We start from the raw sequence: 14,951 nt of genomic DNA, 5'->3' as shown, positions 1-14,951 counted from the left end.
ATGAACTCCGGGCCCATCTCGACCTTCGTCTTCATCCACTCCGGCTTACGCTCAACCGGAACCGCAGCATTACGCTGCTCAATCCGCAACAACTTCCGTCCCTCAGGTGCCAACGTCACGGCAATGCTCCTTCTGGCCGCGCCGTGTCAACGGCATCGGCGGTTGTGGCCTCATGGGGCGCAAATTCGGTGATAAGTGGTGCTAAGAATTTTTCAGTGGCCAGTTGCACATGGGAAAGCAGGTCCCGGGGCGTGATGTCCTCGCCAGTCTCGGCCGCCATTGTGGTGGTGCCGGCGTCCTGAATTCCGCAGGCGATGATCTGGTTGTACGGTTCAAGGCTGTTGTTGGCATTGATGGCAATGCCATGCATCGTGACTCCGTCATGGACGCGGATGCCGATCGCAGCAATTTTCCGTGTGGGGCCTTTGTTATCTGCTAGAAGCCAGATACCAGCGCGTCCCTCGACGCGTACGCCATCGATCGTGAAATGAGCTAAAACCTCGATGATGATGTCCTCGAGGGCGTGGACATAAGCGCGGATGCTGTGGGCATCGGCCAAGCGAACGATCGGGTACATCACGAGCTGGCCTGGGCCGTGCCAGGTGAGCTTGCCACCGCGATCAACATTGATCACAGGGGTGCCGTCGAAGGGACGTTCATGCTCCTCGGTCCGTTTCCCGGCTGTGTACACCGGCGCATGTTCCAAGAGCAGCGCCGTGTTTGGCACGTTGCCTGCAACGACGCCGTCATGGACGCTACGCTGCAGATCCCAGGCACTGGCGTAGTCAATAAAATTTGGGGCTAATCCAATTTCGGTGAACTCAACACTCATAGTGGTCACTTTAGAGGACGATGCAAATTCGCCTAAATCAGAATTCTTCATGACGCGCAGCCCTGTGGATAACTTCGAGCAGGAAATTCGAAAGAGGACTACTACTTATGTATGGACTCCATCGCCAAACCCGTCAAGCCACAGATTCCGGAACGGCCTCCCCGCATATCTGGTTATGACCCCGTGCGCTGTTTGGGCGGTGGATCGCAGGGTCAGGTGTGGCTCATGTCCGCGCATGATGGTTCCGCCCCAGTGGCGGCAAAGTTCCTGTCCACTGAAGCGGCCCTCGTACGAGGAGCTCACACCAGCGAATCCGGTCGTCACAATGAGAGCCAAATCACGCAAGAATGGCGGCTACTGGCACAGTTCAAACACGAACACCTCATTCCGATGCACCGGCTCGTGGCTGATAGTAACGGCTCACTGGTTTTGATCATGGAGTTCGCGGCAGGTGGTTCCTTGAGCCAAATTGTGCGGGCACGCGGCCCGCTGTCTGTAGGGGAGGTGGTGACCATCCTGACGCCGATGGGTCAGGTATTGGCGTTTTTGCATGGACGTGGAGCTATCCATGGCGATGTTTCTAGCGGTAACGTTTTGCTCAGCGCGAGCGGAAAGCCCTTCCTGGCGGACTTTGGCTTTAGCCGGGTGTTGGGTCAAGCGGCGGAGCAGCCAGCTGGGACACCCGGGTATTTTTGTCCCTCCGATGGGCAGCGGAATGAAGCCTCCGACGTGTATGCGCTCTCCGCCGTGGGCTGGTTTGCTTTGACCGGCCGGACCCCTCCGCCAACCAGGGATCGTCCGCCACTGTCCAGTCTGGTTCCCACTGTTCCGGGCGAGCTGGTGGCTGCCCTGGAAGCGGGGTTGCAGGAAGACCCCGTGCAACGTCCCACGGCCGCGGCTTTTGCCCAGGCGGTGTATCGAAGTGCCAAAGCGGAATCTGTGATGTTAGCGCATGCCGTGCACCCCAGTGTGCTCCCTGAATTACCCACCCGGCGCGCTGTGAACGTTAAAAGAAAAGCACCTAGCCGGGCGCTGCATGGCAGGAGGCTTAGAGTTCTGGGGCGACGCGGTGCCGGTCTTGCCGATGGGGAGCCAATGAAGAGTGCTCACTGGTTTTCTCGTCGCAGGAAGATCAAGAGCCTCGATTCACTATGGGGGAACGCCGAGGCGCCACCCCGGTTGGGGATCCCAGCTGGCACCCAAGCTACCGCGGCTGGTCGGAGGGCCGCACCGAGACGCGGGCCCGGAACGTCACGCGTCTCCGGCAGTGTCCGGGGCGGGGAACGGGACCGAGCGCGGGGACAAAGCCGGGACCGAGCGCGGGGAAGAGCGTGGGGACGGGCAGTGACGTGGGTGTTAGCGCTGCTGGGACTGGCAGCGGCCGTAGTGGGGGTCGTGGTGATGAACGGAGGGCGGCTTGCTCCAATCGCAGACGGAGCGGAAGTGCTTCACCAGGGAGTGTCATCGGCGGCTCCCGCACGAGAGCTTCCAGCCCTAGAAAGCAATGGAGCGTCACTGCCCTGGGCTGGGGCGCTTCCCTCTGAAATCCAGCAGGGACTGCTCGCGCCAGAACCGGAGGTAGCCTTTCGGTCGTTGGCCTGGGCCAGATCTTTTGCGCTGTCCCACGTAGATCAGGGCCTGCTGGACCACATCAATGGGAAGGGTTCGCCGGCGTTGGCGGCAGATACGGCTATTGTGACTGCCTTGTCGGCCAACGGACATGGATTTACGGGATTGGAGTTTGCGGTAGAGCAGGTCCACAGGAGCGCGAGTGCGTCTCCATTAGCTGGCGGTGATGTGGACGGGAACGGCACAGCAACCCTGCAGGCAACTATCCTCACAAGTTCCTTTGCAGAACAGGATGCTGATGGTTTGTTGGTGCATAATTATCCTTCGGAGCAACGCCAAGAGCTGACCATTCTCCTCATCAGAGTGGATTCCCGCTGGCAGATCCAGCAAGTTCTCGAGGCCGCACCCTTGCCTGCCGAGGTGGTCAATGAACGGTGACGCCTAGTGGCAATAAAGTACAGCACGGGTAAGGTGCGGCAGGCTTCAGATGCGGCAGGACGTCATCGCTGAAGACTTGCCGGGCATAAGTATGGGCGGCAACCGCCATAGCAGTTACCGCCCATGCCTTTACTCTTCAGGTTCTGTGGTTCCGGGAGGTGCTTATGCCTCCAGCGTTGCCTCGAGGGTGATCTCGACGCCGGCCAGTGCGGCTGACACGGGGCAGCCTGCCTTGGCGCCGTTGGCAATGGTGTCGAACTGTTCCTGGGTGATGCCCGGGATTTTCGTTGCGAGCGTCAGGTGGCTGCCGGTGATGCCGGTGCCGGGGACGAACGTGACGGCGGCGCTGGTGTTGACATAGTCAGCGGCGAAGCCTGCGCCAGCCAGCTCGTGCGAGAAAGCCATGGCGAAGCACGATGAGTGTGCTGCGGCGATGAGTTCTTCTGGGCTGGTCTTGCCCTCGGAGGCTTCGGTGCGAGCCCTCCATGTGATGTCAAAGGTGCCCAGTTCTGAACTGTCCAAGGTGACTTGACCCTTGCCTGTGGGAAGGTCGCCGACCCAGCCTGCATGGGCGTTACGAGTTGCTGCCATGTTAACTCCTTGAGGTGTATTCAAATCCACGGGTTCAGATGGATTCATCTGAACATCCACCTCCACCCTATTGCTTTAAATGCCGCACGGCGCCTTTCACAGTGAGAACAGTGAAGAAACTGTGCTCACGGCGAAAGGCGCCGTACTTAAGCGTGAAGATTAGACCCAGAAAACAGCGACAGCGATGTTGATGAACGCCATGCCACCCACTGCGTGGGCCAGACCCTTGGAGACATCCTGGTTGTTCTTGACCTTGCGGCGGCCAATGAAAGCAGCTACGGCAATAACCAAGGCGATGACCACCTTGACGCCAATCTTGATGTGGTTGACGTCGCCATCGCCCATTTCAGCCAAGCCTACGAGCAACAGGCCTGTGATGAGCTGGGTCAGCGCACCAATCCACTGCCACTGGGTCACGGTCGGCGTCTTGAAGGCGGCGAGCCAGCCGCCAACGATCGCAGCGGCACCCAGAATATGCAAAAACACGAGAAATAAGTGTAAGAAGTCCATAGCTTCAGCTTAAACAATTTACTGACACAGTGTCTATCAAGGAGTGCCTAATGTGGCGCACGTAACAAGTGGGCAAGGCGGTCTGACATGAGAACGGCGGCCGGCGACTTGAAAAATCCAAGCCGACGGCCGCCGTCGAATATTCATGCAAGGGACGTGTTACAGGCCCAGGTCAGCCTCAAACGCGCCCTCTTCCAGGCGGGCCTTCAAGGTCTGCAGGAAGCGGCCAGCGTCCGCGCCGTCCACCAGGCGGTGATCGTACGTCAGGCACAGGTACATCATGTGACGGATGGCGATGCTGTCGTCGCCGTCTGCGTCAGCAACAACCACTGCGCGCTTGACGATCGCGCCGGTGCCCAGGATGGCAACGTTGGGCTGGTTGATGATCGGGGTGTCGAACAGGGCGCCAACGGAACCGATGTTCGTGATGGAGAACGTGCCACCGGAGAGCTCATCCGGACCGATCTTGCCGCTGCGGGTGCGTGCGGCAACATCGGCGATCTTGCCGGCCAGGCCAGCAAGGTTCAGATCGCCTGCGTTGGAGATGACAGGAACCAGCAGGCCCTTGTCGGTGTCCACAGCAATCGCGAGGTGCTCGGCGTTGTGGTAGGTGATCTGCTGAGTTTCCTCGTTGTACTCACCGTTGACCGAGGGGTGCACCTTGAGCGCTTCGGTGACTGCCTTGGCAATGAAGGGCAGGTAGGTCAGCTTGGTGCCGTTCGTGGCGGCGAAGTTGTCCTTCGACTTGGCGCGCAGCTTGACGATGCGCGTCATGTCGATCTCGTGCACCTGCGTGAGCTGCGTGGAAGCTTCCAGCGATTCGCGCATGCGGCGGGCGATGACCTGGCGGATGCGAGGTGCCTTGACAGTGGTGCCGCGCAATGAAGACGGTACGACGGCGGCGGCAGCCTTGGCAGCGGGGGCGGCGGATGCGCTCGGGGCCGGGGCCGCAGCAGCCTTGGCGGCTTCTGCGGCGGCGACAACATCTTCCTTGCGGATGCGTCCACCAACACCGGAACCGGTGACGGTGGCGATGTCAATGTTGTGCTGCTTGGCCAACTTGCGAACCAAGGGGGTCACGTAGTTGGACTCTGATCCCGACGCAGCAGCGGCCGGAGCAGCAGCAGGTGCGGCGGCCGGAGCTGCAGGGGCAGCAACGGGGGCCGGAGCGGCCGGTGCGGCAGCGGGTGCAGCCGGAGCGGGGGTGGCGACCGGGGCAGGAGCAGCAACGGGAGCTGCAGCTTCGGCAACAGGAGCCGGAGCCGGAGCAGCGGCCGGAGCGGCTGCGCCAGCGGCGCCGATCAGTGCCAGCACGCCACCGACTTCAGCGGTCTCGTCTTCAGGGACGCGGATCTCCAGCAAGACACCAGCCACGGGGGAGGGGATCTCGGTGTCAACCTTGTCGGTGGAAACCTCCAGTAGCGGCTCGTCGACCTCGATGGTGTCACCAACGGCCTTGAGCCAGCGGGTGACGGTACCTTCGGTGACGGACTCGCCCAGCGCCGGCAGAACCAGTTCGTGGGCATCGCCAGCAGGAGCAGCTGATTCGGCCGGTGCGGCTGCGGGTGCTTCGGCAGGAGCGGCAGGAGCGGCGGGTGCAGCAGCCGGCTCGGCCGGAGCCTCAGCAGCTGCAGGCGCTTGCGCGCTGCCTGCTTCGCCGGTGCCGATGCGGGCCAAAGTGGCGCCAACTTCAGCGGTCTCGTCCTCGGGAACGAGGATCTCTTCCAGAATGCCAGCGAAGGGCGACGGGATCTCGGTGTCAACCTTGTCGGTGGATACTTCCAGCAAGGGCTCGTCTACTTCGACGCGTTCCCCAACCTGCTTGAGCCATCGTGTGACGGTTCCTTCGGTGACGCTTTCACCCAAGGCGGGCAAGTTCACGGATTCAGACATTTCGTCCCCGTTCTCCTTCTAATGCGCTGCATTTGTCTGGGCCTGCACGATGCTGCAGGGCCCTGAAATTCTTAGAAATAGGTCGTATTTGTAGCTTAGTGCACCCGGCGCGAACGCCGGGTGCACCATTTTTTGTTGCTAGCCGTGGAGCGGGCGTCCGGCCAAAGCCATTGCCGCTTCTCCCAAAGCTTCGTTCTGCGTGGGGTGTGCATGAATCAGACCCGCGATGTCCTCGGGGTAGGCTTCCCAGTTCACGATGAGCTGTGCTTCACCAATCTGCTCGCCAATGTGGCTGCCGATCATGTGAACACCCACCACGGGGCCATCCTTTTCGCGGACGAACTTGATGATGCCGCCGGTGCCCAGGATGGCGCTCTTGCCGTTTCCAGCGAGGTTGTACTCGGTGGTCTCGACATTGCTGTCGCCGAACTTTTCCTTGGCCTGCTTCTCGTTCAAACCAACGGAAGCAATCTCCGGGTCACAGAAGGTGACCTTGGGGATGTTGATGTCTTCGACGATGACCGGGTTCAAGCCAGCAATTTCCTCAGCAACAAAGATGCCCTGCTGGAAGCCGCGGTGAGCCAACTGAACGCCGGGGACAATGTCGCCTACTGCGTAGATATTGCCAACGCCGGTGTGGAGGCGCTCATTGGTGATGACGAAGCCGCGGTCGATCGTGACGCCAGCTTCTTCAAAGCCCATGCCGGCGGTGGACGGGCCACGGCCAACAGCAACGAGCATGAGATCAGCTTCGAACGTCTTGCCATCAACCAAGGTGGCCTTGACGCCGTCGTTGTTCTGCTCAACGCCCTGGAAGAAGGTACCGGTGTTGAACTTGATGCCACGCTTACGGAAGGTGCGCTCAAGCACCTTGATGATGGCGGCATCTTCGTTGGGAACCAGTGAGGCCATGCCTTCGATGATGGTGACCTCTACGCCGAAGGACTTCCAAACGGAAGCAAATTCGACGCCGATGACGCCGCCACCGAGCACGATTGCGCTCTTGGGCAGTTCAGTCATGCTCAGTGCCTCGTCTGAGGTGATGACCTTGCCACCAATTTCCAAGCCGGGCAGGCTGCGGGAGTATGAACCAGTGGCCAGAACAATGTTCTTGCCGGTGTAGTTCACGCCGTTCACGGTGATGGTGTTAGCTGCGGTCAGGCGGCCTTCACCTTCGATGACCGTGACGCCCTTGCCCTTGATGAGACCCTGCAATCCCTTGTACTTGCCGGCAATGATGCCGTCCTTGTACTTGTTCACGCCCACCAGGTCAATGCTGTTGAGCTGGCTGTTGACACCAATGGAGGCGCCTTCACGTGCGTGATCAGCGACCTCAGCTGCGTGCAGCAGCGCCTTGGTGGGGATACAGCCGTTGTGCAGGCAGGTGCCACCCAACTTGCCCTTCTCCACAAGACCAACGGTCATGCCCAATTGGACTGCGCGCAGAGCAGTTGCGTAACCGCCGCTGCCACCGCCGAGAACCAAAATATCGAATTCTTGCCCAGCTGCCTGTTCGGCCACTTAGACGCTCCCTCGCGTTCGGGTGACGCGCACACTTTGTCGCGTCATCTCATCATTTATTGAAAGAAGTCTGAGAGTTCTTTGGGAACGTCCCAGACTTCTTCGAAGTCAAAGACAAATACTTTCAGGATTTACCTTACGTCAGTTGTCCCACCCTGCACCGTCACAGCTGTCACACTATGGCGAATGTGGTCATACTCACTTCCGCTGTGACGGTGGAGGTGGTGCAGGATGGGGTGACTGAAAAAAACTTAGGCGCTGCGAGCCACGACGTCTTCCACGTAGCTCACCAAGGTCCGGACAGCCATTCCGGTTCCCTGCTTGGGGGTGTAACCGTACGGTGCGCCTTCGTTGAAGGCAGGGCCAGCGATGTCGAGGTGAGCCCAGGGGATGGTTTCCCCATCCTTACCCTTGCCGATGAACTCCTGCAGGAAGACGGCAGCGGTCATCATGCCGCCCATCCGTTCGCCAATGTTCGCCATGTCGGCCACCGGCGAGTCCAATGAAGGACGCAGTTCTTCCGGCAACGGCATGGGCCACACCAGTTCGCCGGCCCGATCAGCGGCAGCCTTCAGTGCGGCGCTGACGCCTTCATCGCCCATGACACCTGCGGTGCGGTGGCCCAGGGCCACCACTTGGGCGCCGGTCAGGGTAGCGACATCGATGATCACATCCGGGAATTCGGCGGAGGCGGCGACGAGGCCATCGGCCATGACCAAACGACCTTCGGCATCGGTGTTGAGCACTTCCACAGTCTTGCCGCCAAGGATTGTGAGGACATCGGAGGGCCGGATTGCCGTGCCGGAAGGCATGTTTTCGGCAATACAGAGCCAACCGGTGACGTTGACCGGCAGCCCCAGCGCGGCGACTGCCAAAACCGTGTTGAGTACGGCGGCGGCCCCGGCCATGTCACACTTCATGGTGACCATGCCGGCGCCGGGCTTGATCGAAATTCCACCGCTATCGAAAGTGATGCCCTTGCCCACCAGGGCAAGGCTGGCTACGGCACGCTCGGACTTGTACTCAACCTTGACCATGCGCGGAGGGCGAGAGGAGCCTTGGCCCACACCCATGATGCCGCCCCAGCCGTCCTTGAGCAGTTTCTTCTCATCGAAGACGGTGACCTTGACGGGCAAGCCCTTAGACAGTTCGCGTGCCGCGTCAGCAAAGGTCGCCGGAAACAACTTACTCGGCGGCTCATTGACCAGAGTGCGGGTCGCGTTGACAGCCTTGGCTACAACAGAGGCCCGCTCCAAAGCTGCGGCCAGTTCAGGATCTTTAGCCAGTGTTGAATAGATGGTGACCTTGGACACGGGGGCCTGCTTAGCTGCCGTGTTGGTGTGCATGCTGGCGTACTGGTAGGCGCCCAGAGCGGCACCCTCGGCCAAAGCGGCAACGTGAGTGACCGCCGTCGTAGGTACTGCGAAGACAACGTGATTAGTCCCGGCCAGCTGGCGGGTAGTGGCTCCAGCTAGTCGGCGCAGGGCTTCTTCGCTGACCGTGGCGCCCTTGACCGTTCCTACTCCGGCCAGGACCAGGATCTTGGCGCCGGTGTCTGGAAGGCCAGGCAGGCGCACAATTTGATCGGCTGCACCTGTCACGCCGAGGGCGGAAAGTGAGGCTTTCAAGGAGGTGAGGGTTGCCGGAGATAGTGGCGTGTCGAGGATGACGGGGCCGTCGGCGCTCTTGGCCACGGCTATCACCAGAGCGTCGGAGGTGGCTTTCGCCAGGTCGGTGTTGATGACGCGGAAGCTGATGGTTTCTTTTGCACTCACGGAATTACTGTCCTCACTGTGGGGTGTTGATGAACTATGTCGCTGCTTTCGATCGTAGCCCCAACGCAAATCGATTGCCTTCCGGTTGGTGTCAACCGCCAGTGAAGTGGCTGCTTTTTCGGTTCACCTTGCGCACCATCCGTTACCGCAGGGTTCGGTCCGTTGAGGCGCTCAAGGTAAAGTCCTAGCGTCACGGAACTGCAAAGAGTCCGCAGCATTACGCGCCACATAAGATGTTCGCGGAATGTTTCGGGGGGCCTGCGGTGTTGTGCTGTTTAGAGTCATAAGCTGCTGAGGAAGTCCATGAAAAATTTCGAGTACGCCCCGTTTCACGCCCCTGAGTCCCTCTACGCCCTGAATGAGGAGTTGCTGGCCGCCGAAGACCTCAGCGGCGTCAACCTGGTCATGGCCTTCACAGGATTCTCCGACGCAGGCCACGTGGTGACTCAGATCGCCGGCGAATTGCATGATCATCTGGCCCACGAGCCCGTGGCCATTTTCGATATTGACCAACTTGTTGACTACCGTTCACGTCGGCCCCGGGTGACATTCACCGAAGACCGGCTCAGCGACTACCAGGCTCCCTCGCTAGTGTTGCACCGCATGGTCGATGCTCTGGGAACACCGTTCTTGTACTTGAACGGCAGCGAGCCCGATCTGCAGTGGGAGCGGTTCAGTGATGCCGTTTTGGGTTTGGTGGAACGCTTCGATGTGAATCTGGTGGCTTGGGTGCATTCGGTGCCCATGCCGGTGCCGCACACCCGCCCGATTGGGGCTACGGTACACGGCAACCGTCCGGATCTGATCGAGGGCATTTCGGCGTGGAAGGCCACCATGGAGATTCCGGCCGCGATTGGTCACGTGCTTGAGGTCAAGCTCGCTGCGGCAGGGCGCAACGTGGTGGGTTACGCCATCCACGTCCCGCATTACCTGTCCGACGCCGAGTACCCGCCCGCCGCCGTCGCCGGTCTGGAATACCTGGGCGCAGCAGCCTCGCTGATGCTGCCCAGCGAACGCCTGCGTGAGGCCGGACGGGCTGTGGAACGTCAAATTACTGAACAGGTGGCGGCCTCCAGTGAGGTGGCCTCGGTCGTGACGAACCTAGAGCAGCGCTACGACGAACACACCGACGGCGTTGCTCGACGCTCCCTCTTGGCAGGGGATAACGATGAATTGCCCGACGCCGATGAGCTCGGTGCCGCCGTTGAGGCTTACCTGGCCAGCCGTGACAGCGGCGCCCAGAACCAGAACGAGCCTGAAGGTGGCATAAGCTAAACAGGTGGATAGTAAGCGTGCATGGCTGGTTTGGGGTATCGGTGTCTTCGCCTATCTGATTGCTATCACCCAGAGAACCTCTTTTGGTGTTGCCGGTCTGGTAGCTACCGACCGTTTTGGCGCCACTGCGGCGGCTTTGTCGGCTTTCACCGTCATCCAGCTTGTTGTTTACGCGGCGCTGCAAATCCCTGTGGGCATGCTCGTAGACCGATTCGGTCCACGCTTCATGATCGCCGCCGGTGCCGGGTTGATGGCCGTGGGGCAGCTGCAACTGGCGGCCGCTTCCTCCATCCCTGCCGGTGTGGTGGGCCGCGTTTTTGTCGGCGCAGGCGACGCCATGACGTTTATTGCCGTGATCCGGCTCATCCCTCTCTGGTTTCCTTCGCGTAGGGTTCCGGTCCTGACCCAGTTGACGGGGCAGTTAGGCCAGATCGGCCAGCTCATCAGCATTGCCCCGTTTGCGTGGGTGCTGCACCATCAGGGTTGGAGCCAAGGATTTTTGGGGCTTGCGGCGCTGGGTGTGCTGGCTTGTGTCTTGTCCGCCGCGCTATTGCGAAATGCGCCCGCCGGTTCAGTCTCACCCGTGGTGCGGCATGGCATGAAAGAAACTGCCGCCGACCTTGCTACTGCGTGGAGGCAACCAGGAACCCGGCTGGGCATGTGGAGCCACTTCGCCACACAATTCTCCGGAACTGTCTTTGTGCTGACGTGGGGCTACCCCTTTCTGGTCTCCGGTCAAGGTTTAGATAGCTCTACTGCGAGTCTCTTGTTGAGCATGTTTGTGGTGGTGGGAATCGTCTGTGGACCTTTCCTTGGCAGCTGGGTGGGCAAACATCCGCTGCGACGATCCACCATGGTGCTCGCCGTTTCCTTTGCCATAGTCGCGGCGTGGGCAGCGGTATTGGTTCAGGCAGGGCCATCTCCGCTCTGGTTGTTGGCGCTGCTGGTCTTAGTCCTAGCCTTGGGCGGGCCTGCCTCGATGATCGGCTTTGATTTCGCGCGGACCTTCAACCCCTCCCACCGGGTAGGAACAGCCACCGGCATCGTGAACGTGGGCGGATTCTTTGCCGCGTTGGTGACCATGTACATGGTTGGGCTGGTGCTTGACCTGCTGAACGGAACGGGCTTTTCTTCCGAGGGCCTGTATTCACTGGATGCCTTCCGTGTGGCGTTCAGCTTCCAGTTCCTGGTTCTGGGTATCGGGATTGTCGCCGTTATCAGGACCCGGCGTATTATTCGCGGCTCTATGGCCGCCCGGGGTGAAGGGATTCTGCCGCTGCGCGATGTCCTCTCGGACAGACGCCGGCGTCAGCAGCAATACCGGGATGAGCTGCGCGCTGAAAAGCTTAAGCGAAGGCAATAAATTTCAGCTGTGACTGCGCTCTGCTGGCCCTTGGGCCCTGAGCTGCCCTGACTACGACCGCCCGGCTCTAGGAAAGTTTTTGACCCTCTTCATGCGGATGCAGGCCCCCGTTATCCACAGATATCGCCTTTTACGGAAATTGCTCTAGATTCCGGGGCGAGAGGGCAGCACTCTTGGGACATGAATACAGAACCAGAGAAGATCAAAGTTAGTGCCGGTGAGGACCTCCTGGCATTCATTCCCCATATGGTGGGGTACTGGCCAGAGACCAGTATTGTATGCATCGCCATGAAGGGTAAAAAGCTTCGGGCCACCATGCGGTTGGACCTTCCCCCCGATGATGCCACCAGCAGGGAGACGGTCCACTTTGCCACCATTGCGGCAACGCAGTTGGCCTGCGACACGGAATCGGACGGCTGCCTCATCGCCATTTTTGGCCGCTGCGACTGGCTCGAACCCAAGAAATTTCCTCATGCCAAGCTCTACAGGAACCTGTGTCAGGAGTTTGCGGCGCAGGGGCTCCCAGTGCGGGACGCTTGGTTTGTGGGCACCGATCATTGGCGATCGCTTGAATGCACTGACGCCACATGCTGTCCCTGGCCCGGGAAGAGCAACGCCGCCATCAAGGAAAGTTTTGTCAATGCCGAGTTCATTTTCCGCGGCAGCATGGTGGGGGAGGCCCCCAAGGAGCAAGTGGCACAACTCACTACCGTGCGCGATCCAGAATTCGTAGCCAAGGTTGCCGGTCTCGGTGACAAGGTCAAGGAGCCGCTAACCATGAATGGCTGTGGTGCGGAGCAATTGACCGCAACCTTGCAGGCATGGCAGTTCAGCCTTGAACTCTGGCCCAAACCACCAGACGCTTGCATGTGCGCTTTCTTGCTGGCCAGCCTCGCGGACCGAAGCGTCCGGGATGCCGTCATGGTGCTCCTGGCAACTTCCGCCGAGTATGCCCTTGCCGGAGCGGAGGGACTGGGCATCACTGGACCAGATACGGCTGAGCTGGTGGTTCCAGTCAACTGGTACGGTGGCAACCAAGCCGCTGGAAGGCCAGTCCAGATGGGGTGGGTTACCGAGGAACTCATGGCTGGAGCAGCCTACGACTTCGGCAACATCCTGGTGGGCGGCACTGCCCCCAGGGTAGAGGGTGATGAACCCTGCTTGCTGGACTGGGAAAGACTTGATGGGGCTGAACCGTTCCTGCAGTTTCTTGCACAGGCCACCCAAACAGCGGACAAGGCACCAGTGCTGTGCATCTTGGGCTGGATTCAATGGTGCAAGGGGCGCGGCAGTTGGGCCGGACAGTATTTCCTAGCTTGCATGGAATACCAGCCCGGGTATCGTCTGGCCGCACTCCTGGACCAGTTGCTCTCCGGTGGTCACGTTGCTGAATGCGCCAAGGATCCCGTGACCGCATGGCATCGCGACAATCGCGACAATGAAGAAGTCACCAGGGAAGAGAAGAACGAAGGCAAGCAAGAAGATAAGAAGGGTGAAGAGTTCGGCCTTGATGAGGCCGCGTAGTCAGGCTGTGATGTTAATTGCAGGCTGTCGCTGTCTCTAGGGCGTGGCGTAGGCAAGAAGGTGCGGGCAAATCGTGAGAGACTAGATGCAAGACCCGGTGGGGTCCGTGTTTAAGTTTTCACCTTTTTTGGATTCAGGCCGAATGGAAGTTCATTCGGGCGGCGGGAACAATGCCGTGGTCTGGGGAGTTATACCCTCTGACCCTCCAAGTAAAAGTGATGCGAGAAGCAACACGGACTTGACAGGGTCATAGTGGTGTTGCCCGAAGGTAACTCCACAGACCGCCGTAAGAAAGGTTTTCTGTGTCTGCTACTGCTAAAAGCAAAGTCTCCACATCCAACGAGACTGAGGATCCGTCCTCGTCAGCAACCGTGCCCCTGACGCCAGCACAGAAGCGGGCTGCCACCATTGCCGCCAAAAAGGCTGCCGCTGCCGAAGCTTCCGGCGAGGCTGTCCCCGCCGCTGCCCCGAAGAAGTCAGCCGCCCCTGCCCGACGCGGCAAGGCCAAGGTTGAAGATGACTCTGCCACTGACGAAGTGGTTGAGGATGACGAGCAAGACGAGACAAAGTCTGAGCGCCCCGTAGCTACCGGCACCGGATTCGTCTATTCAGACTCTGATGATGACGATGCCCCTGTTCAGCAGGTCATGTCAGCCGGCGCCACCGCCGACCCCGTCAAGGACTACCTGAAGCAAATCGGCAAGGTCGCGCTGCTCAACGCTGAACAGGAAGTTGACCTCGCCCTGCGCATTGAAGCTGGCCTGTTTGCGACTGAAAAGTTGAAGGCCGGAGCTGACGAGATGGCCCCGCAGCTCAAGCGCGACATGGACCGGATCGTCCATGATGGCATGATCGCCAAGAATCACCTGCTGGAAGCCAACCTTCGCCTGGTGGTCTCACTGGCCAAGCGTTACACCGGTCGCGGCATGCTGTTCTTGGACCTCATCCAAGAAGGAAACCTGGGCCTGATCCGTGCTGTCGAGAAGTTCGACTACACCAAGGGCTTTAAGTTCTCCACCTACGCCACTTGGTGGATCCGTCAGGCCATCACCCGTGCCATGGCTGACCAGGCCCGCACCATTCGTATCCCGGTGCACATGGTGGAGGTCATCAACAAGCTGGCCCGCGTGCAGCGCCAGATGCTCCAGGACTTGGGTCGCGAACCCACACCCGAGGAATTGGCCAAGGAATTGGACATGACCCCGGAAAAGGTTGTTGAGGTTCAGAAGTACGGCCGCGAGCCCATCTCCTTGCACACCCCGTTGGGTGAAGACGGAGACTCCGAGTTCGGCGACTTGATCGAAGACTCCGAAGCTGTTGTTCCGGCCGACGCAGTGTCCTTCACCTTGTTGCAGGAGCAGCTGCACTCCGTGCTGGACACCTTGTCCGAGCGTGAAGCAGGCGTGGTTGCCATGCGCTTCGGCCTGACCGATGGCCAGCCGAAGACTTTAGACGAAATCGGCAAGGTCTACGGTGTTACGCGTGAGCGTATCCGTCAGATCGAATCAAAGACGATGTCTAAGCTGCGTCACCCGTCACGTTCACAGGTGTTGCGCGACTACCTGGACTAACATCCGGTGCGCTGAAGAACCGAAGTACCGAACTGGCCCGCACTTAAAGCCGCGAAAAAGTGTCTCAAAAACGGGATATTTCGCTATTT

The 14,951-nt window shown here is 59.9% G+C and carries 11 protein-coding genes and 1 pseudogene; 5 read left to right on the top strand and 7 right to left on the bottom strand.

The window, feature by feature from the left end; all coding sequences use genetic code 11:
* Together AB0P14_RS10480 and lipB are read right to left on the bottom strand one after the other, a co-directional pair.
* A pseudogene (locus AB0P14_RS10480) lies at window positions 1-119 on the bottom strand (lipoyl synthase); the annotation flags it as partial.
* Window positions 116-883, bottom strand: coding sequence for a lipoyl(octanoyl) transferase LipB (gene lipB / locus AB0P14_RS10475; RefSeq protein ID WP_363841411.1), 768 nt, complete (start codon window positions 881-883; stop codon window positions 116-118). The gene lipB and the pseudogene AB0P14_RS10480, both read right to left, overlap by 4 nt.
* Window positions 884-943: 60 nt before the next feature.
* Between lipB and AB0P14_RS10470 the strand changes: the two genes are divergently transcribed.
* Entirely contained in the window at window positions 944-2,839 is a 1,896-nt protein-coding gene (locus tag AB0P14_RS10470; protein WP_363841408.1) for a serine/threonine-protein kinase, read from the top strand.
* 162 nt (window positions 2,840-3,001) lie between these two features.
* On the opposite strand, the gene AB0P14_RS10465 is transcribed toward AB0P14_RS10470, so the two are convergent.
* From AB0P14_RS10465 to AB0P14_RS10445, 5 genes are all read right to left on the bottom strand, one after another.
* Window positions 3,002-3,430 carry an OsmC family peroxiredoxin gene (locus AB0P14_RS10465; RefSeq protein WP_363841405.1) on the bottom strand — a complete coding sequence of 143 codons (429 nt, stop codon included), beginning with the start codon at window positions 3,428-3,430 and terminating at the stop codon, window positions 3,002-3,004.
* A gap of 159 nt (window positions 3,431-3,589) precedes the next feature.
* A complete protein-coding gene (locus tag AB0P14_RS10460) occupies window positions 3,590-3,916 on the bottom strand; it encodes a hypothetical protein (RefSeq protein ID WP_363841402.1) in 327 nt (108 codons plus the stop codon).
* A gap of 183 nt (window positions 3,917-4,099) precedes the next feature.
* On the bottom strand, window positions 4,100-5,833 hold the full coding sequence (gene sucB / locus AB0P14_RS10455; protein WP_363841399.1) for a 2-oxoglutarate dehydrogenase, E2 component, dihydrolipoamide succinyltransferase: 1,734 nt from the start codon (window positions 5,831-5,833) through the stop codon (window positions 4,100-4,102).
* Between the two features lie 138 nt (window positions 5,834-5,971).
* A complete protein-coding gene (gene lpdA / locus AB0P14_RS10450) occupies window positions 5,972-7,354 on the bottom strand; it encodes a dihydrolipoyl dehydrogenase (protein WP_363841396.1) in 1,383 nt (460 codons plus the stop codon).
* Between the two features lie 251 nt (window positions 7,355-7,605).
* A complete protein-coding gene (locus AB0P14_RS10445) occupies window positions 7,606-9,129 on the bottom strand; it encodes a leucyl aminopeptidase (protein ID WP_363841393.1) in 1,524 nt (507 codons plus the stop codon).
* A gap of 303 nt (window positions 9,130-9,432) precedes the next feature.
* Between AB0P14_RS10445 and AB0P14_RS10440 the strand changes: the two genes are divergently transcribed.
* From AB0P14_RS10440 to AB0P14_RS10425, 4 genes are all read left to right on the top strand, one after another.
* Window positions 9,433-10,404, top strand: coding sequence for a PAC2 family protein (locus tag AB0P14_RS10440; RefSeq protein ID WP_363841390.1), 972 nt, complete (start codon window positions 9,433-9,435; stop codon window positions 10,402-10,404).
* A 4-nt stretch (window positions 10,405-10,408) separates the two neighbouring features.
* Entirely contained in the window at window positions 10,409-11,767 is a 1,359-nt protein-coding gene (locus tag AB0P14_RS10435; protein ID WP_363841387.1) for an MFS transporter, read from the top strand.
* Window positions 11,768-11,947: 180 nt separating this feature from the next.
* A complete protein-coding gene (locus tag AB0P14_RS10430) occupies window positions 11,948-13,291 on the top strand; it encodes a DUF4192 domain-containing protein (RefSeq protein ID WP_363841384.1) in 1,344 nt (447 codons plus the stop codon).
* A gap of 302 nt (window positions 13,292-13,593) precedes the next feature.
* Window positions 13,594-14,862, top strand: coding sequence for an RNA polymerase sigma factor (locus AB0P14_RS10425; protein ID WP_363841381.1), 1,269 nt, complete (start codon window positions 13,594-13,596; stop codon window positions 14,860-14,862).
* Window positions 14,863-14,951: the final 89 nt, after the last annotated feature.

The sequence above is a fragment of the Specibacter sp. NPDC078709 genome (assembly GCF_040686795.1).
Lineage (GTDB): Bacteria > Actinomycetota > Actinomycetes > Actinomycetales > Micrococcaceae > Specibacter.
This window is presented reverse-complemented; position numbering and strand designations above follow the sequence as displayed.

Excerpts from the sequence above, each read along its gene's own strand:
- AB0P14_RS10430 (WP_363841384.1), top strand. The coding sequence starts at position 11,948 with ATGAATACAGAACCAGAGAAGATCAAAGTTAGTGCCGGTGAGGACCTC.
- AB0P14_RS10470 (WP_363841408.1), top strand. The coding sequence starts at position 944 with ATGGACTCCATCGCCAAACCCGTCAAGCCACAGATTCCGGAACGGCCT.
- AB0P14_RS10440 (WP_363841390.1), top strand. The coding sequence starts at position 9,433 with ATGAAAAATTTCGAGTACGCCCCGTTTCACGCCCCTGAGTCCCTCTAC.
- AB0P14_RS10465 (WP_363841405.1), bottom strand. The coding sequence starts at position 3,430 with ATGGCAGCAACTCGTAACGCCCATGCAGGCTGGGTCGGCGACCTTCCC.
- sucB (WP_363841399.1), bottom strand. The coding sequence starts at position 5,833 with ATGTCTGAATCCGTGAACTTGCCCGCCTTGGGTGAAAGCGTCACCGAA.
- lipB (WP_363841411.1), bottom strand. The coding sequence starts at position 883 with ATGAAGAATTCTGATTTAGGCGAATTTGCATCGTCCTCTAAAGTGACC.